Here is a 23382-nt window from a genome sequence, read left to right as displayed (position 1 = left end):
GACCACACATCGTCCGACGTGATCGTCGGGCTGCCGGGCAGCGCGCGACATCAGGGTCAAGATGCTCTCGCCGCGACGCGAGTGTTCTCATGCGGAGTAATATCAAGTACCACAACACTTTTATTGATCGAGGTTGACATGCCCGATACGGGACCCGAGGCGAGCTCTACTCACACCACGGATGCCACGGTCCGAGTCGCGTCCACGGTGATGCGCGTGCAGGACGTCGATCGCACGATCGCTTTCTATTGCGACGTGTTCGCGTGCCGCGTGGCTCTGCGCGAGCCCGATGCCGCGTTACTGATGGCCCCGGACGGTTTCCAGATCTACGTGTACTCGAAGGACTCGTCACGCCAGCCAGCAGTCGGGGCCGTCGGCGTCGAGTACCTCATGTGGGCGACCGATAGCGAGGCCGAATTGGGGCGCATCACTGAGCGTCTGCGGATCTACGATGCGTCGACCTACACCTACACCGAGAACGGAGTGACATTCGTCGAGGGCTGCAAACCCGATCACGGGCGCGTCATCATCGCCTACCCCGGTCCAGGAATGCTCCCCCGGGAGATGATCGCGGCTCGGTTTCGCGGGCACTGACACATGAATGTTTCAGCGTGAAGTCGAAGCGGTCGACTGCCGCGACGCTGGGCCCTGGCAGGCTTGGGGGTAGCCAGCCGACAGCACCGGAGCCGACTTCGGCGATGCCGCCACGGTCCGCCTGTCCGTGACGGCCATTGTCGGAAGTATTCGCAGCAGCATCTCCGGCCCGACTCCACCTGTCGGGACCTGGGATTCCTGGAGAACCGTGCCCGTCCCGACGCCCGCACGACCGCGTGCTTTGTCGTCCGATCCGGCGTGCGCCGCTGACCTGTCGGGCTGGCCTTCGAATAGAACCAGATTCATTGTCGGATACGGGCATCGAGTGCCCGCGAGTCGTCGCCGGTGAGCCGGCGGTGCATTGCCCTGGCAATTCTTAAGGCTTGAATCTTCGCGCGCTCGGCGTTCTGCCCCTGATACATCTGGTCAATGGTGCTGTCCCACAGTGTGAGCCAGCGCAAAAAGTGCGCGGCAGTCAGTGCGTGGCCATCGTGGACGACTTGATGAGCGAGCACCGCGCTGCCTTGATACAGCCCGGCGTGGAACAGCACGGTCTGCCAGAAGTCGACCATGACCGGGAGGTGGGATTGCAGGCCGGCCATGCGAATCTGAGCGAACGGTTCGGCGAGGATGTCATCGACGAGCACCCTGCCGTAGAAGCGAACCAACAACGCTTCCACATCGGCGCGGCACGCTAGATCCAGCCGCGCCCGTGCTGGTATTAGGGCGCCCATGCGAGCGCCCCCGCGGTGAGGGCAACGGCCAATGCGGTCAGCACTGCGACCTTGGCCAGCTCCAACGCTATGTATGCCCAATGCATTCTCGAGCGCGGCAGGACCGCCCCGGCAAGGACGCGGTCCGTGCGTCTGTTCAGCGGCGGGCGGACGACGACCACCTGAATGACCAGCACTACCGCAACCGAGGCGAGCAGGACGGGCGCGGGCTGCTCCGGTCTGGCGACATAGCAGGCGACCAAAAGTACCAACAGCAGAGCGATTTCGACACCGTTGAGCGCCTTGAACACGAGCCGGCCGATGCCCAGCCCCACCGGCAACGTCACTCCCGGCGCACGAAACTTGATGGGTGCTTCCAAAAACGAGATCGCGACAACCATGCCGAGCCACAACATCGGCACGAGCAGCTGAGCGTACCGGGCAGCGCTCACCCCGCCACCAGCCTGGCCAAACACGGCTCGGGCTCGACGAACAGCTCGAGGTACGCCCACCTCGGCGGCTGCGGGGCCTTTCGACGGCCGTCTGTCGCGGGGTTGTCGGCGAGCAAGCCTTGCAACGGCCCTGAATGAATCCCACATCCCACTCCCGGATGCGATCGAGCCAGCTCCCGGACCGGGCAGGGCTGTAGTCGAATGATCCGCTCCTGCGGAGCCGTTGGCGCGTGGCCGTCGACCACCGCCAGTTCGTCTGCGGTCTCGAGTTCGGCGGCGAATCCCATCGGCGTGACGACGACGGTGCTACGCAGTGCCGTGCGATCAAGGGGCTCATCGGCATCGTCGGGCGGCGCTGCGACACGCTCAACGGCCGCGCCCTTTGATGCCGTGGTCCGGGTGGCCCATTTCCGTCCCGCGGGCTGCGCACGACGAGCACGCGTCTGCACGGTCTTGCCCAGCTCCACCCCGAGCACCTTGGCGAGAATCGGGTAATCCAGATGTGCCTCGACCGCGAAATGGCCCGCCCGCGGTCGCCCGGGTGACGCGTCTGCCTCTTCGGTCACCTCACAAACGTCCTTTCCGTAGATTTAACGGACATACTTCCTCTATATTAACAGGTCCCAACGGAGCGGAGTCATCGGGACAATCGACGCCTCGGGGCCGAGCGGATTCACGAGGTCGCTGTCCGACCTGCGACCGTTCCGTCTTCGACACTTCGCGGTCGGCCGCTGGATAGGCTGGGGTCGTCGGCTCGACACGAGGAGCGGCCCGTGGTCACGTTGGACCGTTTGGTGAACGTCCTGGGAGGCTATGGGGTTCGCTTGATTTTCTGTTCGGTGCCACGGGCTACCGAACTGCGCACCGTGGTGATGCACGAGAGCGCCCACGGCCGTGTGGTAGTCGGCGATGTCCTCATGGCCATCGGCGCCCGTTCGGCGGAAGAGGCGGTGCGCTGGGCGGTGGCGGCCCGGGCTGTCGCCGTGCTATTCCGCGACGACGAACACGCCACGTTCGGCGGTGAGGACCCGCCGATCGCGATGATGGTGGTGGACCCCGCCGTATCCTGGAGCGAGTTGGCCGCAGTCGTGCACGGACTGGTGCTGGAGGGCCGCGAAACCGAATCCGGACGTGGACCCACGGATTTGTTCGCCTTGGCCGACAGCTTGGCCGACGCCATCGGCGGCGCGGTGACCATAGAGGATCGGCTCTCGCGGCTCCTGGCCTACTCACGGCTACAGCAGCACACCGACCCGGCGCGGGTCGAGACGATCCTGGACCGTGAAGCCTCCGAGCCGCTGCGCGCATTGTTCAAAGCCCGCGGAGTGCCGGCACACCTAGCGGCGTCCGACGAACCGCTCTTCGTGGCCGCCGACGTCGCACTGCACATGACGGGACGGATGGTTGTTGCAGCGCGCGCAGGGACCGAAGTGCTTGGCGCGGTATGGATCACCTGTGCGGCACCGCTGGACGGCGCGCGCCTGACGGCGTTGGCCGATGGTGCGCGCACCGTGGCCTTGCACCTGTTGCGGTCACGGGCCAGCGCAGACTTGGAGCGCCAGGTCGAATCCGATCTGGTCATCCGCTTGCTCGAGGGCACAGTTGACGCCGCAACCCTGGCCAGCAAACTCGGACTTCCGCAGCATCCGTTACGGGTGATCGCTGTCCGCGCACACGTGGGTGAAGAAAAACACGCTCCGTTGCTGCTGGCCTTCGAACGAGCCACGACGGGATTCGGCTGGTCGCGACCGGGTCGCAGCGCGCTATCGGGCACCACCGTCTACACGGTACTGCCCGGTGAGCCGCCGGCGGCGGCGCATCGCTGGGTGTCCGACTTGCGGGCAGCGCTTCCTGCTGGGGCCACGGTGCTGGCCGGGATCAGCGGTATCGCCGACGCAGCCGAGCTGGTGGCCGCGCGCCAGGAGGCCGACGAGTGCCTGGCGCTGCACGAGGTTCGCCCACCCGGCGACGGGAAGTCCCCGGTCTACGACGAAGCGTGGGACGACATCCTGCTGGAACGGTTGCGCACCGCTGCACGCTCCGGGCGCACGCCGACCCGGGGTCCGGTGACCGAATTGCGTCGGCACGATAATCAACACGCCAGCCAATACGTAGCTACCCTGCGCGCATGGTTGGAGGAACAAGGTGATCCCGTCGCCGCGGGTGATCGACTGGGCGTGCACGAGAACACCGTGCGCTACCGGCTCCGCAAGATGGCCGAAGTGACGGATCTGGGCTTGGACGACGCACGCACCCGGCTCGCGATGATGATCGAACTCACCGCCACCGACGGCGGCTAACCTCCGTCGTCGGGATCCGGCGACGTGTTGCTGCCGTCGCCGACATCTGTCGACAATCCGTGCCCTTGGGTAGTGGTGAATTCGTCGACCTCGATCGCTGCCAATTCGACGTGTGCAGTCGCTTCAGCGCCTACGCGCAGATCTCTGAGGCCCGTTGTCGAAATACCCCAACAAGCCCTCGACCAATTGTCCGATTCCGGCAAACCGATCCGGGACTGTGCCCGCCATCATGGAGGACAACAACCAAGTTTTCAGCAAAGGAGGCATGCAATGGTCGGCGTCGAACGTCTGGACGGTGGGCCGCGGTCGGCGATCGTGGTGGGTGCAGGCATCGTTGGGCTGTCGACGGCATGGTTCTTGCAAGAGCGTGGAGTCGACGTGACCGTGATCGACCGCACCGGGGTGGCCGCTGGCGCCTCCTGGGGCAACGCCGGATGGATCGCACCGGCGCTGACGCTTCCCCTGAACTCCCCCGCCGCACTGCGCGGGGGGCTGCGCTCCCTGCGTAACCCCTCCGCCCCATTGCACATCCCTCTGACCGCGAACTCCGGGCTTGCGAGCTTCCTGGTCCAGTTCGCTCTGAACTGCCGTCGATCGTCGTGGAAGCGGGCGGTGCAGGCAAACGTGCCCCTCAACGAGGAATGCATCGAAGCCTTTGACGTACTAGTCAATAACGGAGTCGACGCGCCGGTGACCGACGCCCCGATCACCGCCGTGTTCTGTACCACGAACGCCGCAGAACGCATGATGGGCGAACTGCGCCTGCTCGAAGGTGCCGGACAAACCCTGTCTGTCAACGCATTGTCCGGCGAAGCGCTGCGCGAACAAGTGCCCCTGGCGTCACCGGCGATCAAAGCCGCGCTCAACGTCAACGGCCAGCGCTTCATCGACCCCGGCCGATTCGTCGCGGCCCTGGCAGCGGCGGTCATCGCCCGGGGGGCAACGATACTCACGCTGGAAGTCAGCGACGTCCTGAGCTCCGGCAGCGGCGTCACGGTATACCCGCGTAGCGGGGCGCCACTGACCGCCGACACCGCAGTGATCGCCGCCGGTGCCTGGTTGTCTCGGCTGGCGGGGCACCGGGCACGCATCCCGGTGCAGGCTGGTCGCGGCTACTCATTCACCGTGCCCGTGGACCGCCCCATTCCGGGACCCATCTACCTGCCTGACGTGCGGGTGGCGTGCACGCCCTACCAAGGCGCCCTGCGCGTATCGGGCACCCTAGAGTTCCGCGACCCACACGAACCGGCGGACCCCGAACGGGTAGGCGCCATCGTCGCCTCCGCCAAACCGCTACTGGACGGAGTCCGCTGGGCCGAACGCAGTGACATCTGGGTCGGTTCGCGACCGGTCACCCCCGACGGTCGCCCCCTCATCGGTGAAATCTCTCGAGGGGTTTACGTGGCGGGCGGACACGGCATGTGGGGACTGGCACACGGCCCGGTCACCGGCCGCCTTCTGGCCGAATACATGACCACCGGCAAACAGCCCGAAGCCCTGCGCGACTTCGACCCGCTACGCCGCGGGCGCCACTGAGACACCTCCGGCACCCGGAAATCCACCCGGCACGAAGCCAGCCCATCACGGGCCCTCCAGTCGTCAGGGGCGGCGCTCAGCTCCGGCCCGCCCCTGGCGACAACCACTCTGCCCACACGAAGGACACTCCACAATGACCAGCACCGAACGTATTTGGATGACGCCACAGGCGCACTCCCGTCTGCAGACGGAACTTTCCGCCCTGTGTTCGCGTCCCAGTATCGAGGTTCCCGAAGACTTCATGGAATACGACGACACCCTCGTCGCGAACCACGTCGCGCGTCGTGTACGCATCCGCCAGCTTGAAGACCTGCTGAAGCACGCCGTCGTCGGTGAGGATCCACCCGACGACGGCATCGCCGAACCGGGGATGGTGCTGACCATCCGCTACGACGACACCGGCGAAATCGAAACCTTTCTACTCGGCGTGCGTGGCGCCGAAGACGCAGGCATCGAGGTGTATTCAATACACTCACCACTTGGCAGCGCGATTGCCGGCGCGCGGGTCGGTGAACAGCGCACCTACGGCATTCCCAACGGGACCCACTTGCCAGTGACGCTGCTAAAGGCGGTGCCCTACAGCGGAATTACCCGAATTCGCAAGGTACACCGCGCATCCACCGCCGCCCGACACTCACCACCGGCACGCGCCGGCGGACATACAGCGACAGCGGCGCGACCAAGACCCGTCATCCCCCCCTCCACGTAGACCGCTGGACACGTGAACATCGACGCGCGGCCACAACCAAGCAGATCGCCGCGCAAGCACGACGCAAGTTCTGAGGAACCGACGACACACCCCCGACCGACATTGGACACGAAGGAACCGACATGCCCACAACCCCATGCGTATGGATCTCGCTGCAGGCCCATGAACGGCTACGGCGGGAACTGGACACGCTGCGCTTCTTGTACTCCGCCGGAGTCGCCGATGGGGATGACGACGAAAACGCCGCCGCCGTCCGGCGCGCGTGGGAGGGAAGGATGCAACAGATTCATGACCTGCTGATGCATGCTGTCGTCGGCGATGACCCACCCAACGACGGAGTAGCCGAACCCGGAATGGTCGTCACCATCCGCTACGACGCCACCGGCGACACCAGCACGTTCCTGCTGGGAGCGCATGGCGCCGAATTCGCAGACATCGACGTCTACTCCATCCAATCCCCATTGGGCGCTGCCATCGCCGGCGCACGCCCCGGCGCACGCCGCACCTACAGTCCATCTGCTGGCGGCTCTCTTACGGTCACACTGCTCAACGCAGTGCCCTATGGCATCCACGTCGCCGACCTGAACGAAACCGCTCCGCGCTGATGTCACGGCGTCAAAGGGCAATGCCCACAGGCGCTATCAACGTCCACTCCAGTCCGCAGGTCCCAGCATCACCTCGTCAATACCCGGCCAGGGTCGACAGTTGAAGCGACGGCGCGGAGGAAAGTTGTGGCACGCGGAACCACCTGTGGACGCCGAAACATGATCGACGAAATCGACCCGATAGGGGGCTTGTTCCTACTAATAGCCGTCGGCTGGCTGATCGTCGCCACCGTATACGGATGAGACGATCGTCGATGACGACCGAACGGCCGCACTCGAATGCACCGCCGCGCGAGCATCCAAATGCCGGGCAGGTGAGCGCTTGTCACGAAGCCCGGCTTGGGCAATTACCAGTTACGCGGCGGACGCGGGGGCGTCGAGGCCAACCGCGCCAACGCCCTGTTGGACGCCCACCACGACAACCCGGAGTTGGGCTACCGCTACCTCGTAGAGGAGGCCCGCGAGGCCGCTAAGCCAATGGCCGAGCGCACTGCCTGGCGGATCTGCGCCAGCAACCAGTGGTCGAGCGTGTTTCGGGAAGAAACGCGGCAAGAACGGCAAAGTGGACCCTCCGGTGCACGGCGATCCTGTGGAGCGGAACTTCACCGCAGATGCCCAAGCCGGGGCTGCGTCGGGCCATCCTCGACGCGGTTGACGTGGCGTGCTGCGTGGTTGCGAGCCAGGCGTCTATCGGTGGCAACTCGGTCCGGCGAAGAGCGCGGCGGCCTGACCACTCGAAGTGGCCTGACCGCTCGGGGAATACCACCCCGGGTGGACACTATGACGTGGCTCTTTCTGCAACAGTGTTCAAAGTCGAACTTGGCGTCTCCGATGTCGATCACAGTTACTACGCCGATCACACGCTGACCGTGGCCCGTCATCCCACTGAGACCGATGAGCGGATGGTGGTGCGGTTGTTGGCGTTTGGGCTGCGCGCACACCGGCTCAGCGACGTCGACGGTGAGTTGGCGTTCGGGTCAGGCTTGTCCACCCCTGGCGTACCGGACTTGCGGCTCGCCGACTACACGGGCCGGATCCTGGAGTGGATCACCGTTGGCCAGCCCGATGGACGCGCCTTGGGCAAGGCCTCCAGCCAGGCCGAACAGGTGCTGCTGTTCCCGTACGCCGCCGGAGCGGCCACCTGGTGGCGCACCGTCGGCCCCAAAGTGGCGGGGCTGCCGAACCTGTCTGTGGTGCAGATACCGCACGAGCCGGTGCAGCAGCTGGCTCAGACTGTGGATCGACGGGTCGCGGCGCAGGTGATGGTGATCGAAGGTCAGGTGATGATGACCGTGGGCGGTGTCGACGTCACCTTCAGGCCCGAGCCATTGGAGTGAACATCTGAGCCAGAGTTGATGAACCTAGTCGATAGCGTTAGCGCCATGGACGCTGACGTCATCGTTGTCGGGGCGGGCTGGGCCGGGCTGGTCGCCGCCGGCGAGCTCGCAGAGCGGGGCAAGACTGTCCTCGTCGTCGAACGGGAGCGTGGGGCCCGTAGTCAACAGATGAAGGCCGATCGAGTGCACTCACGATCCAATATCAATTAGGCGGCGTTCGTTAACGTCGGGCCCAGACTGCAACAGTGCATCGGGTCACCGCGGCGCAGCAGCGTGTCTCCCGGATTGACGGTGGCGCGTCGTCGTTCTCCAAGAAGTTTTCCAGCTCGCCTCCATGGACACAGTTACGATTCCGATTTCGTCAATATTCTTCAAGAGCGCTGTCGCAGATCGTCTTTCGTTACGGAAGGCTCCTGGGCGGTCGTGAGGTCCGCTCCCCTGCTACGAGGCAATCCGTCGTGGTGTCTGGCACTTTGAAGTCTTTTCAGATTCCCGCCGGCACTCACACGTCTTTCTGGACAGCCCAGCGAAGAATCGTCCGCGACTAGTTGAGAGCTCGCAGGTCACGGACTCGCTTCACTCTTAACTAGTTCCGGATCGGACAGTGCTTTTCGGCCTGACCTGGGCGTTCGCGGTTCCCGGCTGCGCCGCCAGGACGGCCACCACTGTAGGCATCCGATGTACCTGCATGGCTTGCAGTTTCATTCGGCTAATGAATGCGACGTACACGGCTGTGCCGGTCGGCATCGACAGACCGGTGGGTGCGCCCCTGCTCTTCCCGTTCGAGCGGCCTCCAGGGCTTCCAGCGGCCTAGCATACTTTCGTCACAAGGACGTAATAGGCTGTGTTGCAGTGGATTCCATGTTTACACGGCGGGCTGATTAGGTCAGCCTCGAAGGTTGGCCCGCGTCGCCCCAGGAACTCAGGCGTGTCGCCGTAGACGGCGACCCTCCTGACCTGGACGCGCTGGCGTTTCATCTCCCAGGCATAGAGCCGCGGACCCGGTTCGTCACATTCCACGCACTGTGATCTTTCGACTGCCTGTCGAGCGTCCCTCTCGATGACGACCACGGAGGGGTGCAACACGTTCTACACCCCTGGCACGGACCCCTGCCCTGCCCCTAACCTCGTCGCCGCCCGGGCGCCCAGGCGGCTGCCGAGCGCGCCCAATCTCGTGTGTGCGCCTCGATGGAGAGGTTTGCGCGTATGCCTTAACTCTGGCGTGGATCGGGGTACGTTCGGCGTCTTGGCTCGGTGGTGGTCGCGTCGGCGGCGGCTCGTGCGGTCTTGAGGAGTGGAGCGCAAGATGACTGGTGCGGCGTCAGGTAATGACAGCAGCGACGGTGCGGAAGGCGTCGTGGCCCCTAGGCTGCCCGATGGTGCAACGCTACCGTTTCCGCCAACGCCGTCCGCGAGCACCGCGGGCCGCACGCTGCAGGAATCGACGTACGCGCAACGGGTGACACCGCCTCGCCTGCATGATGATCCACCCAACATCGTGATCGTCCTGATCGACGACGCCGGGCCCGGGCTGCCGACCACGTTCGGCGGCGAAGTCCGCACCGAGACGATGGACCGAATATGCGCCGAAGGCGTCTCCTACAACCGGTTCCATACCACCGCGATGTGTTCACCGACACGGGCATCGCTGTTGACCGGCCGCAATCACCACGAGATCGGCAACGGGCAGATCGCCGAACTGGCGAATGACTGGGACGGCTACGCCGGACACATCCCAACCAGCAGCGCACTGGCAGCCGAGGTACTCAAGGACTACGGATACAGCACGGCGGCGTTCGGGAAGTGGCACAACACCCCGGCGGAGGAGACCACCGTCGCCGGTCCCTTCGAGAACTGGCCCACTGGAATGGGATTCGAGTATTTCTACGGGTTCCTCGCCGGTGAGGCCTCGCAGTACGAGCCGAACCTGGTGCGCAACACCACCGTCGTGTTGCCGCCGAAGACACCGGAGGAGGGTTACCACCTTTCGGAGGATCTGGCCGACGACGCTATTACCTGGCTGCGCAATCACAAGGCGCTCCAAGCCGACAAGCCGTTCTTCATGTATTGGGCCAGCGGCTGCCTGCACGGCCCGCACCACGTCATGAAGGACTGGGCGGACAAGTATGCGGGCAAGTTCGACGACGGGTGGGACGCCTACCGGGAGCGGGTGTTCGACCGGGCCAAGGACAAGGGGTGGATCCCGCAGGACTGCGAACTCACCGAGCGCGACGAGACGTTGGCGTCGTGGGAGAGCATCCCCGAGGACGAGAGGCCCTTTCAGCGTCGGCTGATGGAGGTGGCCGCCGGTTTCGCCGAACACGTCGACGTCCAGGTCGGTCGCCTGGCCGATGAGTTGGATCGGCTCGGCTACGCCGAGAACACGCTATTCCTCTACATCTGGGGTGACAACGGGTCCTCGGGGGAGGGACAGAACGGGACGATCGCGGAACTGTTGGCGCAGAACGGCATTCCGACCACCATCCGCCAGCACATCGACGCCTTGGACGAACTGGGCGGACTCGACGTGCTCGGTTCACCGAAGGTCGACAACCAGTACCACGCGGGTTGGGCGTGGGCGGGGGTTACCCCGTACAAGGGCATGAAGCTGCTCGCCAGCCACCTCGGGGGCACCCGCAATCCGATGGCGATCCGGTGGCCGAAGAAGGTCAAGCCCGATCCGGTGCCGCGCGATCAGTTCCTGCACTGCAACGACGTGGTGCCCACCATCTACGAGATCCTGGGCATCGAACCGCCGCTCGTCGTGAACGGGGTACCGCAGATCCCGATGGCCGGGGCCAGTTTCGCGCGCACCCTCACCGACCGCTCGGCAGCCGGCGGGAAGAAGACGCAGTACTTCGAGATCATGGGCAGCCGGGCGATCTACTTCGACGGCTGGATGGCCTCCGCGTTCGGCCCCCGCACGCCGTGGCTGCCCGGGCTGCCCGCTGGTTTCGAGACGTGGACGCCGGACGACGACCGCTGGGAGCTCTACAACCTCGACGACGACTGGTCACAAGCCCGCGATCTGGCCGCCGAGATGCCGGAGAAGTTGGCGCAGATGCGCGAACTGTTCGCCATCGAGGCCGCCCGCAACCAGGTGCTGCCCGTGGGAGCCGGGCTGTGGGTACCCGTCTACCACCCCGAACTTCGCATCGCCCCGCCGTATCGGGAGTGGGAGTTCCCCGGCGACCTGACCCGCATGCCGGAGTTCTGCGCCCCCGCGCTGGGCAACAAGAACAACACCGTCACCATCGAGGCCGACCTGCCGGCGAACGCCAACGGGGTGCTCTACGCCCTCGGCGGTGTCGCCGGTGGACTCACCTGCTACCTCGACGACGGCTACCTCTGTTACGAGTACAACCTGTTCATCCTGACCCGCACCAAGATCCGCTCGGCGGCAAAGCTCCCCGCCGGGGCCACGACCATCACCGTCGACACGTCCTACGCCCAGGTGCGACCGGCCGGCCCGCTCGACATCACCCTGCGGGTCGGTGCCGACGAGGTCGCGCAGGGCCAGGTCCCGATGAGTGCACCGCTTGCCTTCACCGGGAACGACTGTCTGGACATCGGAGTCTGCCTCGGCTCACCGGTATCCCTGGACTACTACGACCGCGCGCCCTTCCCCTTCGAAGGCCACATCGACCGCGTCCACGTCGCCTACACCTGAACCGCAAGGCCCTACGCGCAACTGTGATCACCCGAGGTGGTCGCCACCGCTCATGCCAGGCTGGTTGCGCGGCTGGGCGTTTCACGGTGCACCATGCCCACGGTGCTGGTGGTGAACCGCAGATTGGCGTCCTCGACGGAGCCCTCGCGCAGCACCTTGAGGTCCGAGCGACAGTTCATCGACATCTGCCACGGTGCTGTGTCGCCCTGGCGCGGGAGTTGGTCGATTGATCGCTTCACATAGCCGGCGCCGAGGTCCAGCAAGGGTCGAGTCGCCATGTCGGGATCGCTGACTTCCGGACAGCAGATGCCATGACCGTGGGCGTCCATGTAGTCCAGCAACCGGCAGAAGTGTTCGCACAACAGGCCGATCTTTAGCGTCCACGACGAGTTGGTGTAGCCGAAGGCGGAGGCGAAGTTTGGGACACCGCTGAGCATGAAGCCCTTGAACGCCACCATGTCGGGCAAGCTCACTTCGGCGCCGTCGACGGGAAGCCTCATGCCGCCGAATTCCAGGCCCTGCAACTGGTCGCCTGATCACCGAACATCCCGAACGGGCCGACCAATTCATCACGGACACCCTCGGTGCGCTGCAGGCGGCCAGCCCCGAACTCAAACACTCGGTACTCACCTTCATCGACGAATAATGCAGCGCCTCACGCGCGGCAACACGCCTCTACACCCACCGCAACACCGTGCTGCGCCGCATCGAACGCGCAGAACGACTACTACCTCGGCCACTCGAGCAGACCAGCGTTCATGTCGCCGCAGCCCTGGAAGCGCAGCTCTGGAGCGGCGATATCGCCTGACAAAACCGGGAACGTGCGCTTGGTGGGCGGTATTGACGATGTCGGAAACATTCGATTGTTGACGACGGTTGAAATCTAGGCCAGTCGCGACGGTGAAAAGTAGGCCACCCATACAGATTGGATGGGTGATCTCCTTGGAAGATTGGGCCTTGATTCGGCATCTTCACCGCAGCGAGGGTCTGTCGCAGCGGGCTATCGCACGGCAGATGGGTATTGCGCGCGACACTGTGGCTGGGGCGTTGGCCAGCGACGTCCCACCGAAATATGAGCGGCGGGCGGTGACGCCGGCGATCGATACCGTGGAGCCACGGATTCGGGCTTTGTTGTCGGCCTATCCCGGGATGCCGGCGACGGTGATCGCGGAGCGGATTGGGTGGACGGGTTCGATCTCGTGGTTTCGGGAGCGGGTCCGGGCGGTTCGCCCGGAGTACCTGCCCGCTGATCCGGTGGATCGCCTCGAGCATCCGCCCGGTCGGGTGGCGCAGTGCGATCTGTGGTTCCCGGCGCCCAAGATCGCGGTGGGGTTCGGTCAGGAGGCGATGCTGCCGGTCTTGGTGATGGTGGCGGCGTTCTCAAGGTTCATCGCCGCGGTGATGCTGCCGTCGCGCCAAACGATGGATCTGGTGGCCGGGATGTGGCAGCTGCTGGCGAGCAGCTTCGCCGCGGTGCCGCACGAGTTGTGGTGGGACAACGAAGCCGGGATCGGACGTCGGGGCCGGTTGGCCGATCCGGTGACTGCGTTGATGGGCACGCTGGGATCGCGGATGGTGCAACTCAAACCCTATGACCCCGAATCGAAGGGAATGGTGGAACGAGCCAACCGCTACCTGGAGACCTCGTTCCTGCCCGGACGCAGCTTCGACTCCCCGCACGACTTCAATAGTCAACTGGGGCAATGGCTTCCGACCGCCAACAGTCGTCATGTGCGTGTCCTCGACGGGCGTCCCGTTGATTTCCTGGATCGTGATCGAGCTCAGATGCTGGTCCTGCCACCCGTGCCTCCGGTGATCGACACCGTGGCGCACCAACGGCTGGGACGGGACTACTACGTCCGGGTGGCCGGCAATGACTACTCGGTGGATCCGACGGCGATCGGTCAACTCGTCGACGTTCGCACCACCCTGGCCCAGGTGACGGTGAGCCGATCCGGGCATCTGCTGGCGGCTCATGACCGCTGCTGGGCGGCACGTCAAACCCTGACCGACCCGGCCCACGTCGCGACCGCCGCGGCGATGCGCCGCCAATTCCAGACGGGCCCGGCTCCACTGGCAGGCGAGCATCTGGCGCGGGACTTGGCCGAGTACGACCGTGCCTTCGGTGTCGACTTCACCAGCAGTGCAACCGGATTCGACGGGGAGGTGGCCTGAGATGGCGGAGGATCCGATCAAGGACATCTTGCACTACGCGCAAGCGCTGAAGGCGCCACGAATCAGGGATGCGGCAGCCCGGTTGGCCGAGCAAGCCCGTGAAGCCAGCTGGAGTCATGAGGAGTATCTCGCTGCGGTGCTGTCCCGTGAAGTCGCCGCCCGCGAAGCCTCCGGTGCAGCGACCCGTATCCGCTCAGCAGGGTTCCCGACGCGTAAGTCACTGGAGGACTTCAACTTCGATCACCAACCTGCTCTCAACCGTGACATGATCGCCCACCTCGGTACCGGTGTCTTTCTGGCCAAGGCCCGCAACGTAGTGCTCCTCGGCCCGCCGGGCACCGGCAAGACTCACTGTGAGTCTTGAAACGGGCTCCTAGAGTCCTGGCGTCGCCCGTGGAAGGGTCGGTGCCTGTGGCCACGACTGACTCGAAAGACTCATTGGCCGATCACCGTAACGGCGGTCGTGCCCTTGCTGTGGATATGTCGTCGTTGGCCACTGGCACCGGCCTGGCCCACCCTGTTGGCCTGATCAGAAGCCTGGCCGGCCCTTTCGGGGTCGTGCCTCATCACAGTCTTGCCGTCACGGTGACCTTCCTCCAGGCCGGTGCCGACCTTGATGCACCCCACCGAAATGGAGGAACACCATGAAACCCATGTTGGCAGAAACCGTCGACTTCGTCATCGGCGTCGACACCCATCGCGATTCACACACCGCCGCCGTGGTCACCGCCGGCGGGGGGCTCGTCGAACGACTCACCGTGGCCACCGACGCGTTCGGCTTCCGCAAGCTCGACGTCTTGGCCGCAACGCACGCCACTGGCCGGCGGGTCTGGGCGATAGAGGGCACCGGCAGCTTCGGCGCGGGTTTGACTACCCATCTGCTCGAACGTGGCGAATGGGTCGTTGAGATCGACCGTCCCGCCCGCCCGGCACGCCGTGACGGAGCGAAGTCAGATGATCTGGATGCCGTGCGAGCCGCGCGCGAGGCACTGGCACGCGAGCACCTCGCTGCCCCGCGGGCTCGCGGTGACCGAGAGGCGATGCGTGTACTGCTGACCACCCGCGAAGGTGCAATCGTCGCCCGCACCAAAGCAATTGGCCAACTCAAAGCACTCATCGTCAACGCTCCCCAAGCGCTGCGCGATCAACTGCGTCGCGGCACCACCGACGAGCAACTCAACCGCTGCGCACGGCTTCGCACCCTTCCCAGTCACTCCGTGGAGCACCGCGCGACCGTGCGGGCCATCCGTGCCACTGCTCGCCGCGCACTGATGCTGGAAGCCGAAGCCGCAGAACACGAAACCGAACTGGAGCTCCTCGTCACCGCCGCCTGCCCGCAACTGCTCGAGCGCCCCGGAATCGGCGTCATCACCGCCGCCCAATTCCTCATCTCGTGGTCACACCGCGGCCGCATCCGCAACGAAGCCGCCTTCGCGGCCCTAGCCGGTGCAGCACCGATTCCAGCCAGCAGCGGCGCCACCGTGCGACACCGCCTCAACAGAGCCGGGGACCGACAACTCAACCGCGCACTGCACACCGTGGCATTGACTCGCCTCCGTTTCGAACCGACCACCAAGGCCTACGCCGCGCGACGCACGGCCGAAGGAAAGACACCCCGAGAGATCAAACGCTGCCTCAAACGCGTCATTGCCCGCGAGGTCTACCGCATCATGCAGACCCACGCGGCGTCGATCACCTCCGTCGAGAAGGTGGCTTGACAGACATAGAAGCATCCTCGCGACCGGCCTGGCCATCAAAGCCGCCCAGACCGGGCACCGGATCGCGTTCGCCACCGCAGTGGACTGGGTCGCCCGCCTCAAAGCCGCCCACAACGCGGGTCGCTTGCCCGCCGAGTTGGCCAAGCTGCGGCGCATCGGACTGCTCGTCGTCGACGAAGTCGGCTACATCCCATTCGAGCAGGACGCCGCGAACCTGTTCTTCCAGCTGGTCTCCAGCCGCTACGAACATGCCTCGCTGATCTTGACCTCGAACCTGCCGTTCGCCCGCTGGGGTGATGTGTTCGGCGACCAGGTCGTCGCCGCGGCAATGATCGACCGCATCGTCCACCACGCCGACGTCCTCACACTGAAGGGATCCAGCTACCGCCTCAAAGACACCGGAATAGACACCTTGCCCTCCGCCCGAGCCGACAACACGGCACAATAAACCACGACCACGTGGCCTACTTTTCACCGTCGCTCCTGGCCTACGTTTAGACCGTCGTTAACATCGATCCCGCGGCAATGGAACAGGATCAACGGCAGCTGGCTGACAACTGCTGGCCCTCCTCGTTGAGTCCGAGATCCTCAAGAGACGTCAGCGGCGACTGAAGGCTCATTACAACGTGTTTCGTCGTCGGTCGGCTCGCGAGGCTCAGGGTCGCGGTCGGTCAGGACCGCGCGCGCTCGCGACCCGTCGGCCGCTCCCCCACTGCTTCTTTCAGGTCCGTGTAGGCCTGCAATGTGTGGCGCGCGAGCTCGGCCAGATCGTCGATGGCCGCGGCGTTGGCGACGAACCCAAAGTCCATCTGGTCGTGGTAGGAGGTGAGCGTGGCGTTCAGCCCGATCGAGGCGGCGAGTGCGGAGACCGGATAGATGCCCACGAGGCGGGCACCGTTCAGATACCGGGGCTCCCTGGCGCCCGGCACGTTGGAAACAACCAAGTTGCAGGCGGGGTGCCCGACCCGGTCCAGATGCGTCGAGGCGGCCAGACCCGCGAGCGCGACGACTCCGACCGCGTAGGTCATCGCGGCATCCTTCGACATTCCGCGCAGCTCCTTTTTGGCCGTGGCGATCGAGTCCACCACCTGCCGGATCCGCTCCGGCACGGTCGCGCCGGGCTCGCCGAGCCGCACGAACATCGCCGACACCCGGGTGCCGATCGCGTTGTCGCCATCGGCGCGCAGCGACACCGGACACATCGAGATGAACGGGTGGGCAAAGGCGCGGCCGGTCTCCCGCAGGTAGGCATGCAGCCCGGCGTCGATCACGGTGACGGCCACGTCGTTGAGGGTCGCCCCGAAGTGCCGGCTGATCTCGTGCATCTCCTCGAGCGGCAGCGCGAGCGTCGCGAACCTGCGCCCCATTGTGAGCGGCTCGTTGGTCGGGGCGTGCTGCGCCGTGAACGGCAGGCTGCCGTCGAGATGCGAGCCCACGAGCCCAGCGAGCGTCTTGCGCAGCGCGCCGACCGAGACCTGGTTGAGCGCCTCTACCTGCGTGACCGCCGCGCGGATTGAGTCGGCGATTCTCTGCGCGACCGGCGTCGGCGGGCGCGGCGTGGGTGCCGGCACGCCAAGCGCGAAGGCGGGCTTGGAGACCGTCCGCTCTGCGGACATGCTCAGGCCTGCGTACAGGACCTTCATTCCGGAGGCGCCGTCGATGATGGAGTGATGGGTCTTCGTGTAGATCGCGAACATGCCGCCCGGTACCCCATCGATCACCCAGCAGCGAAACAGCGGGCGGTCGCGATCGATCATCGGCTCGTGCAGATCGGCCACGAGCCGCAGCAGGTCGTCATAGCAGGCTCCCGCGGGCAGCGACAGATGCTGGATGTGGTGGCTCGGGTCCCAGCTCGCCACCTCCCGAAAATGGGGCGCGCCGCCGCCCAGGAGCTCGGGGACATAGGTGAACGGCGGCGCCGGCCGCTGCGCCCGGTAGGCCTCCACGATCTCGCGCACGACGGGCCCGCGGCCCGCGGGCTTCTTGAACAGCAGCATCGCCCCGACGTGCGTCGTGCTGCCCGGTGACTCAATCAGCAGCCATAAGAGGTCAAGCGGCGGAATCGGTTTCGTCACAGCTCAGTCCTCCGGACAGCATTCGGGCTTCAACTCGCGTACCCGCCGCTCGCCGGAAACCGGGCGCGGGCCGCCGAGGCGGTCCTTACCTCGCAGCGGTGCAGAAGGGTTCTCGTGCGGTTACAGTCTCGGCTTGCCTGGACGCTGGGAAATAGGGGCCAAAGTCCTAAGCTGAGCGCGAGCTCATTCGGCAGGGTCTGACTTCCCGATCGGTGAGTAAAGAGCGTCTTCGACATCACCACGTGATGATTTCGCCACTCTTGACGCATCCGATCGTCGGCGCAGGATCACAGCGTAGGAGGAGGCGGTGAAAGTGTCGCTGCTTCGCCCCTCTGGACACCGAGAGAACCGCCAAGGCCGCTGCCCGCAGCGCCGCCACTGGACACGCCGAATTTGTTAACGACGGTGCCACGGATGCCTTGGCAGCAATGAAGGAGTTCGGCGCCACCGACCTCCGCGACGAGGGGCAGGGCCGAACGTCAGTGGGAGCTTGGCTACTCTCGGCTCACCTGGGCTAGGGCATCAGCAGGACGGTGGGCCGCGGTTGGGCCCTCTCCCCCGCCGTCAGGCCGTGTCGGTACGGTGACGCAAGTGAGCGAGACCGTCTGAGGCAGAACGTATTCGCGTCCAGCGGAACCTTCGAAGTCAGCCGGCCTCGTTGGCGTCACCGGGATGGGGAACGTTGTCATCGTCTACGTAGGCGACGTGATCGGTATCGACACCCTGGTGGTCGCGTGGACCTTCGTTGGACCCGTGAGGCTCGACCGCATCCGCGGCGTCAGTGGGCATCGTCATGTGCACGTCCTCTTCATTCACCCGCCGGGCTCGTCCCACCGGGATGTCGGTCGGTGTATGAGTGCCCCATCTGCGTCGTACTGAACCCGGCAAAGCAGATGTCTTGGTGTGACGAACTGTAGCCCCTCGGCTTGCCCGGGCAGGCAGATTCGTCACTGCGACGAACTGATCTGTTGGAGAATAGGTTTCGATAACTTCGTCGAACCCAAACGAGACTGACACCGCCGCTAATTGTTAGTCGCTGAGTGCGCTGGCGGCGGTGTCAGCTCGATAGTTAGAACCTCATGTCGCCGGTGACCGCGACCGCACGGACCGGCTTGTCGTGCATCACCGTCATACCGGTGTCCAGCGAAATCGGTGGCGCGGGCACCATGTTGCGGGCAATCCGCATGTCCCGCACGGAGTCCTGGAACTCACGTTGGTCGGCGGCGATCTGGTCGGTGACCTTGTGATCTCCCGGCGCGCTGTTGTTCATCACCCCGACGGTGGGGTGACCTGGACGCACCACCCACGAGGCACGGGCATCACCGAGATCGGCCGTGTACAGACCGGCGGGCGCCGCCACCGGCGAGGCCGCGAAGGCGTGAGGTGCCCCGCCGCCCTCGTTCATGGCCAGCGTGCCGGTGACCTTCGTGCCGTCGAACGACGCCGTCAAGTCATCGTGAAACGTCGACGTCAAGTTCATGACCCCGTTGATCTGCGTACCGAAGAACCAGGTGTCATCGTCGACGCCGTTGGTCTCGTACGCCGCGACCTCGTCGCCGGCGACGGTGATCGCCAGGGTCACCGTCTGGCCGCCAGCGCCGGCCATGTCGGCGACGTAGGTTGCCGACGCGGGCATGGCCGGTGGTGGCGTCGCCGCAGTGGTGGTCGCGTCGTGAGAACACGCGGTCACCACGCCGATCGCTGCGGTGACGCTCGCCGCCAGCAGCCAGGCGCGCGGACCACGTCTCGCCGCGGCCAATCCGGCGGAGCTAGCAGCCATCGGGGCACGCTACGTCGACCTGCGCGGTGAGACTGTTGCCGCCCAACGGGTCTTTCTGCACGTTGGTCACCGTGCAGGCGGTGAGCGGAGCGGTCTGCGATCCGTTGAGTTGCACGATATAGCCCTCGCTGTGCAACCCGTTGATGGTGGCGTCAGCACCGCCGGCGGCCGAGGCGGCCCCAGCGAACCCGAGTGCTGCGCCCGCCAAGGCGCCTGTGGCGACCATGGTGAAGACGAAACCTTTCATAGCTGATCCCCTCGTTGTGCGCCCGGAGGTTCGCGCGCTGATGCGTAGTACTCGGTGCGCCGACCGCCGTTACGCAGCAACTGCTTACGGATTCGATGACGCCGGTTCCCAATGGACGACAGCAATGTACGGTCTAGTACAGTCTGCCTAGATCGACTCGGCCGCATCATGACTGCGGCGTGCTACACCTGCAATGCCGCCGCCACGACTCTCTGCAGCCTCTGCAGATAGTCGGTGACGTGAGCATCGAGGGAGGAGTCCAAGCGCCGAGCGAGGTCAGGAAGCAACGAGCGAAGTGTGACAGCGATGCTCGTGCTGTAGCCCAAGGTCGATGGCCGTTCCAACAGGGTGTGGAGCTGTTCGAGCTGAGACCGGGTGAGTCGCGCGAATTCAGCCCAGTCGTCAGCGACCTCGTCGTCGGTGGCCAATTGACCCGCCCCCTTCAATCGTCCTTCAGTCGTGGCACGTTGGTGCCCACGTCAACTGGCGATGATGTGTCGCGAAACCAGCGGAGCGTTACAAGGAGCAACGATCGGGCAGCTGTCCCCGCAATCGACCATGCGTCGGTCGTGCTCGGGGCCATGTCCTGTGCCGCAGCCATATTCGCGTCTACCCTTGAGGTAAGGTGCGGCCATCGGTCGCGTTGTACCGATCGGTTCAACCCTGCATCGGAGGCATTTCGTGTCGACCACTCCCCTTGCCGACCACGCCCTGCTTTCCGACTGCCGCTCAGCTGCCCTGGTGACGTCGCAGGGATCGGTCGACTGGTTGTGCTTCCCACGTTTCGACAGCGCACCGGTCTTCGCCCGAATCCTCGATGACGACGCCGGCTACTTCTCGATCGCCCCAGACGATCTGACGATGACGGCGCGCTGGCGCTACCTGACACCCGGGCTCGTCCTCGAAACGACCTGGACGGGTCCGAGTGCGGAGGTCGTGGTGACCGACACCATGGCACTGGGCGAGCATGAACGCGGCCATCAACTAGGCCTCTCATCCCCCGGGGTGCTGCTGCGGCGGGTCCGCTGCGTTCGCGGAAACACGGCCGTAAGGATCGAGTACGTGCCGCGCCCGGAGTTCGGGCTGATCCGCCCACGATTGACCTCAGCAGCAGGCAGCGTCATCTCACATGGCGGTGCGACGGTGCTACGGCTAGCCACCACGGTTCAGCTGTCAATGACGCACGGCGGCGCGTCAGCCACGGTGCGGCTCGTCCAGGGCGACGAGCTGGGCTTCGCCTTCGAACAGTACGAACCGTGGGACACGTCCCCCAAACCCTGGACGTCGCGGGCGATCTCGCGCCGCATCAACGCTACGGAGAAGAGCTGGCGCAGCTGGTCGACCCTGCACCAACGTTACGACGGTCCGCACCGGGACCTGGTGTTGCACAGCGGCGCCGTGCTACAGGGACTGACCTTCGCCCGCAGCGGCGCCATCGTCGCCGCCGCCACCACCAGCCTGCCCGAAGGCATCGGCAGCGGTCGCACCTGGGACTACCGATTCACCTGGATCCGCGATGCGAGCATGACGCTGCAGGGTCTGTTCATCGCGGCCTGCCCACACGAAGCGGTGCGCTTCTTCGAATTTCTCGCCCGCGCCGCGGGTACGCAGCTCGACCGCGGAGCCGACCTGCAAATCATGTTTGGCGTCGGCGGGGAACGCGACCTCAGTGAACGGACACTGCCCCATCTTTCGGGATGGCACGGCACGGGTCCGGTGCGAGTCGGCAACGGGGCGTGGCAGCAACGCCAACTCGACGTCTACGGAGCCATCCTCGACGCGGCCTACACCTTGCGCAACCACTTGTCGGAGATGGACGAGACCACCCGGCAGTTCCTGATCAGCGCAGTGAACGCCGCGGCGGCCCGATGGCATGACGACGACCAGGGCATCTGGGAAGTGCGCGGCCCGGCGCGGCCCTACCTACACAGCAAGGTCATGTGCTGGGTGGCACTTGACCGCGGTGTCGCGATGTACCGCCTGTTGAAGGCGCAGCTGTACGTCGACGAGTGGACGGCGCACCGCGATGAAGTGCGCGACGCGATTCAGGCCGAAGGTTGGAGCGAGCAGCGCGGCGCCTACACCCAGTACTTCGGCGCAGACGCCCTCGACGCCTCCGCGCTGATCATCGCCATCGTGGGCTTTTGTGCACCGGACGACCCCCGGCTGCTGGCCACCATCGACGCCGTGGAAGAAGAACTGTCCGATCAACGCGGGCTGATCTACCGATACCGCGGTGACGACGGTTTTGACACCTCCGAGGGAACGTTCCTCTTGTGCACGTTCTGGTTGGCGCACGCACTGGCCTACAGCGGTCAGACGCAACGCGCGGAAAGGGTGTTGGAACGAGCCGCCGGTTACGCCTCGTCGCTGGGGCTGCTATCCGAACAGGTGGACCCAATTTCGGGCGAGCTCATGGGCAACTTCCCGCAAGCGTTCAGCCACCTCGGCCTGATCACGGCAGCTCAGGCAATAGCCGACGCCGTTGAGACCGCACATCCGTTGTAACGCAGCGTCGCCGCGCGGACACAGATGGTGGTCGGCCGAGATTTCGTCTCCGTGACCGCCACGGATCGTCGTCGGGGCGCCGCGAGCGCATCCCTTGGCCTGGCTCAACCCGTTACGACAACCATAGGACCACGAATGACCTTCGCCACCGCTGATCAGAAGACCACAGACCCCAGTGAGATCCGAGCCCGAGCCATGATTCGGGACGCCTGGGGCAGGGTGCCCAACCTCGGCAAGGTGATGGCGCTGTCCCTGCCCTTCACCCAGGCAGTTCTCGATTTCGACTCCGCTCTGGCGGCCGGCTCGATCGACAACCCGGTCGGCGAGCAACTCGCCATCGCGGTTGCCAACGAAAACCGTTGCAGTTACTGCCTGGCCGCGCACACGGCCGCCGCACGCGCCTACGGGGTGTCATCGGACGACGCAGCCGCAGCGCGCACTGGTTCGGCGTCGGATCCCAAAGTCGAGGCCGCTCTGCGGTTCGCGCAAGCGCTGGTCCGCACTAGGGGCTGCGTCACCGACTCAGACCTGGGTGTGGTCCGCACCGCAGGATGGACCGACGGTCAGATCGTCGAAATCCTCGGACTCGTCGTTGCGAACATTCTGACGAACTATTTGCATCACATAACCGACGTGCCGGTGGACTATCCCGCCGTCGAGTTCGCCGCCCCATACGATTTCGCGAATTGATCGCGGCGCACCCGTGTAACGCACGGGCCGTGCGCCGACACAACACCACAGTTGAACGATCAACCCGAATCAAGGAGACACCCTCATGAAGAATCTCGGACTCGCCGGAATCATTGCCAGTGGATTCGCCGCCGCCGTGCTCGGTCTGGCCTCCCCCGCCAACGCCGACTACGGACACAACCAGTGGATCAACGACATGAGCTCCAGCGTGTCGGTGCCCCACGTCGACACCACCGCCCACCGCTGACCCTCGACCTCCGCCACGCAGGGCAC

General features: G+C 65.3%; 19 protein-coding genes and 5 pseudogenes. 16 read left to right on the top strand and 8 right to left on the bottom strand.

Features of this window, described 5'->3' with window-relative positions; genetic code table 11:
* Window positions 1-138: 138 nt before the first annotated feature.
* Window positions 139-594, top strand: coding sequence for a VOC family protein (locus QUE68_RS12235; protein ID WP_284226326.1), 456 nt, complete (start codon window positions 139-141; stop codon window positions 592-594).
* 302 nt (window positions 595-896) lie between these two features.
* Here QUE68_RS12235 and QUE68_RS12230 read toward each other — a convergent pair whose 3' ends face one another.
* Genes QUE68_RS12230 through QUE68_RS12220 form a run of 3 tightly spaced genes read right to left on the bottom strand, consistent with a single transcriptional unit; the run spans window position 897 to window position 2325 of the window.
* Window positions 897-1328, bottom strand: a complete 432-nt coding sequence (locus QUE68_RS12230) for a group III truncated hemoglobin (RefSeq protein WP_284226325.1) — start codon at window positions 1326-1328, stop codon at window positions 897-899.
* Window positions 1316-1723: a hypothetical protein gene (locus QUE68_RS12225; RefSeq protein ID WP_284230888.1), complete on the bottom strand. Its 408-nt coding sequence runs from the start codon at window positions 1721-1723 to the stop codon at window positions 1316-1318. Before QUE68_RS12225 ends, QUE68_RS12230 begins: the two co-directional genes overlap by 13 nt.
* 32 nt (window positions 1724-1755) lie before the next feature.
* Window positions 1756-2325 (bottom strand): helix-turn-helix domain-containing protein, encoded by a 570-nt coding sequence (locus QUE68_RS12220; RefSeq protein WP_284226324.1) that lies wholly within the window; start codon window positions 2323-2325, stop codon window positions 1756-1758.
* 207 nt (window positions 2326-2532) lie between these two features.
* On the opposite strand from QUE68_RS12220, the gene QUE68_RS12215 reads away from it, so the two are divergent.
* From QUE68_RS12215 to QUE68_RS12185, 7 genes and pseudogenes are all read left to right on the top strand, one after another.
* Window positions 2533-4059, top strand: a complete 1527-nt coding sequence (locus QUE68_RS12215; protein ID WP_284226323.1) for a PucR family transcriptional regulator — start codon at window positions 2533-2535, stop codon at window positions 4057-4059.
* A gap of 270 nt (window positions 4060-4329) precedes the next feature.
* A complete protein-coding gene (locus QUE68_RS12210; RefSeq protein ID WP_284226322.1) occupies window positions 4330-5595 on the top strand; it encodes an NAD(P)/FAD-dependent oxidoreductase in 1266 nt (421 codons plus the stop codon).
* 133 nt (window positions 5596-5728) lie between these two features.
* A complete protein-coding gene (locus QUE68_RS12205; protein ID WP_286275659.1) occupies window positions 5729-6304 on the top strand; it encodes a GreA/GreB family elongation factor in 576 nt (191 codons plus the stop codon).
* Window positions 6305-6426: 122 nt separating this feature from the next.
* Entirely contained in the window at window positions 6427-6909 is a 483-nt protein-coding gene (locus QUE68_RS12200) for a GreA/GreB family elongation factor (protein WP_284226319.1), read from the top strand.
* 785 nt (window positions 6910-7694) lie between these two features.
* Window positions 7695-8246 carry a YaeQ family protein gene (locus QUE68_RS12195; protein ID WP_284226318.1) on the top strand — a complete coding sequence of 184 codons (552 nt, stop codon included), beginning with the start codon at window positions 7695-7697 and terminating at the stop codon, window positions 8244-8246.
* Window positions 8247-8291: 45 nt separating this feature from the next.
* A pseudogene (locus QUE68_RS12190) lies at window positions 8292-8402 on the top strand (FAD-dependent oxidoreductase); the annotation flags it as partial.
* A 1150-nt stretch (window positions 8403-9552) separates the two neighbouring features.
* Window positions 9553-11916: an arylsulfatase gene (locus QUE68_RS12185; RefSeq protein ID WP_284226316.1), complete on the top strand. Its 2364-nt coding sequence runs from the start codon at window positions 9553-9555 to the stop codon at window positions 11914-11916.
* Window positions 11917-11966: 50 nt separating this feature from the next.
* Here the strand turns inward: QUE68_RS12185 and QUE68_RS12180 are convergent.
* A pseudogene (locus QUE68_RS12180) lies at window positions 11967-12425 on the bottom strand (FAD-containing monooxygenase EthA); the annotation flags it as partial.
* 23 nt (window positions 12426-12448) lie between these two features.
* On the opposite strand from QUE68_RS12180, the pseudogene QUE68_RS12175 reads away from it, so the two are divergent.
* From QUE68_RS12175 to QUE68_RS12155, 5 genes and pseudogenes are all read left to right on the top strand, one after another.
* Window positions 12449-12724: pseudogene (locus QUE68_RS12175) on the top strand (helix-turn-helix domain-containing protein); the annotation flags it as partial.
* Between the two features lie 125 nt (window positions 12725-12849).
* Window positions 12850-14091 (top strand): IS21 family transposase, encoded by a 1242-nt coding sequence (gene istA, locus QUE68_RS12170; protein ID WP_284226727.1) that lies wholly within the window; start codon window positions 12850-12852, stop codon window positions 14089-14091.
* Window position 14092: 1 nt separating this feature from the next.
* A pseudogene (locus QUE68_RS12165) lies at window positions 14093-14443 on the top strand (ATP-binding protein); the annotation flags it as partial.
* Between the two features lie 301 nt (window positions 14444-14744).
* Window positions 14745-15809 carry an IS110 family RNA-guided transposase gene (locus QUE68_RS12160; RefSeq protein WP_284235544.1) on the top strand — a complete coding sequence of 355 codons (1065 nt, stop codon included), beginning with the start codon at window positions 14745-14747 and terminating at the stop codon, window positions 15807-15809.
* A 16-nt stretch (window positions 15810-15825) separates the two neighbouring features.
* Window positions 15826-16257 (top strand): annotated as a pseudogene (locus tag QUE68_RS12155) (ATP-binding protein); the annotation flags it as partial.
* Window positions 16258-16480: 223 nt separating this feature from the next.
* On the opposite strand, the gene QUE68_RS12150 reads toward QUE68_RS12155, so the two are convergent.
* The 4 genes from QUE68_RS12150 to QUE68_RS12135 form a co-directional block, all read right to left on the bottom strand.
* Window positions 16481-17884 (bottom strand): wax ester/triacylglycerol synthase family O-acyltransferase, encoded by a 1404-nt coding sequence (locus QUE68_RS12150; protein WP_286275658.1) that lies wholly within the window; start codon window positions 17882-17884, stop codon window positions 16481-16483.
* A gap of 645 nt (window positions 17885-18529) precedes the next feature.
* Window positions 18530-18679, bottom strand: a complete 150-nt coding sequence (locus QUE68_RS12145; protein ID WP_284226305.1) for a hypothetical protein — start codon at window positions 18677-18679, stop codon at window positions 18530-18532.
* 274 nt (window positions 18680-18953) lie between these two features.
* On the bottom strand, window positions 18954-19664 hold the full coding sequence (locus QUE68_RS12140; protein ID WP_286275657.1) for a hypothetical protein: 711 nt from the start codon (window positions 19662-19664) through the stop codon (window positions 18954-18956).
* A complete protein-coding gene (locus QUE68_RS12135) occupies window positions 19654-19911 on the bottom strand; it encodes a hypothetical protein (protein ID WP_284234013.1) in 258 nt (85 codons plus the stop codon). Before QUE68_RS12135 ends, QUE68_RS12140 begins: the two co-directional genes overlap by 11 nt.
* 681 nt (window positions 19912-20592) lie before the next feature.
* Here QUE68_RS12135 and QUE68_RS12130 point away from each other — a divergent pair.
* The 3 genes from QUE68_RS12130 to QUE68_RS12120 all read left to right on the top strand — a co-directional run bounded on the left by QUE68_RS12130 (window position 20593) and on the right by QUE68_RS12120 (window position 23356).
* Entirely contained in the window at window positions 20593-22419 is a 1827-nt protein-coding gene (locus QUE68_RS12130) for a glycoside hydrolase family 15 protein (protein WP_286275656.1), read from the top strand.
* Between the two features lie 135 nt (window positions 22420-22554).
* Complete coding sequence (locus tag QUE68_RS12125) at window positions 22555-23109, top strand: carboxymuconolactone decarboxylase family protein (RefSeq protein WP_286275655.1); 555 nt, start codon at window positions 22555-22557, stop codon at window positions 23107-23109.
* 85 nt (window positions 23110-23194) lie between these two features.
* Complete coding sequence (locus tag QUE68_RS12120; RefSeq protein ID WP_284226295.1) at window positions 23195-23356, top strand: hypothetical protein; 162 nt, start codon at window positions 23195-23197, stop codon at window positions 23354-23356.
* Window positions 23357-23382 lie beyond the last annotated feature (26 nt).

Source organism: Mycolicibacterium sp. TUM20985, assembly GCF_030295745.1.
Classification (GTDB): domain Bacteria; phylum Actinomycetota; class Actinomycetes; order Mycobacteriales; family Mycobacteriaceae; genus Mycobacterium.
The sequence above is the reverse complement of the archived record's forward strand: the minus strand, read 5'-3'. Positions and strand labels throughout refer to the sequence as shown.

Coding starts and splice junctions, on each gene's coding strand:
- QUE68_RS12185 (WP_284226316.1), top strand. CDS start 9,553: ATGACTGGTGCGGCGTCAGGTAATGACAGCAGCGACGGTGCGGAAGGC.
- QUE68_RS12125 (WP_286275655.1), top strand. CDS start 22,555: ATGACCTTCGCCACCGCTGATCAGAAGACCACAGACCCCAGTGAGATC.
- QUE68_RS12140 (WP_286275657.1), bottom strand. CDS start 19,664: ATGGCTGCTAGCTCCGCCGGATTGGCCGCGGCGAGACGTGGTCCGCGC.
- QUE68_RS12210 (WP_284226322.1), top strand. CDS start 4,330: ATGGTCGGCGTCGAACGTCTGGACGGTGGGCCGCGGTCGGCGATCGTG.
- QUE68_RS12235 (WP_284226326.1), top strand. CDS start 139: ATGCCCGATACGGGACCCGAGGCGAGCTCTACTCACACCACGGATGCC.
- QUE68_RS12225 (WP_284230888.1), bottom strand. CDS start 1,723: ATGTTGTGGCTCGGCATGGTTGTCGCGATCTCGTTTTTGGAAGCACCC.
- QUE68_RS12160 (WP_284235544.1), top strand. CDS start 14,745: ATGTTGGCAGAAACCGTCGACTTCGTCATCGGCGTCGACACCCATCGC.
- QUE68_RS12230 (WP_284226325.1), bottom strand. CDS start 1,328: ATGGGCGCCCTAATACCAGCACGGGCGCGGCTGGATCTAGCGTGCCGC.
- QUE68_RS12135 (WP_284234013.1), bottom strand. CDS start 19,911: ATGAAAGGTTTCGTCTTCACCATGGTCGCCACAGGCGCCTTGGCGGGC.
- QUE68_RS12205 (WP_286275659.1), top strand. CDS start 5,729: ATGACCAGCACCGAACGTATTTGGATGACGCCACAGGCGCACTCCCGT.
- QUE68_RS12120 (WP_284226295.1), top strand. CDS start 23,195: ATGAAGAATCTCGGACTCGCCGGAATCATTGCCAGTGGATTCGCCGCC.
- QUE68_RS12200 (WP_284226319.1), top strand. CDS start 6,427: ATGCCCACAACCCCATGCGTATGGATCTCGCTGCAGGCCCATGAACGG.
- QUE68_RS12145 (WP_284226305.1), bottom strand. CDS start 18,679: ATGACGATGCCCACTGACGCCGCGGATGCGGTCGAGCCTCACGGGTCC.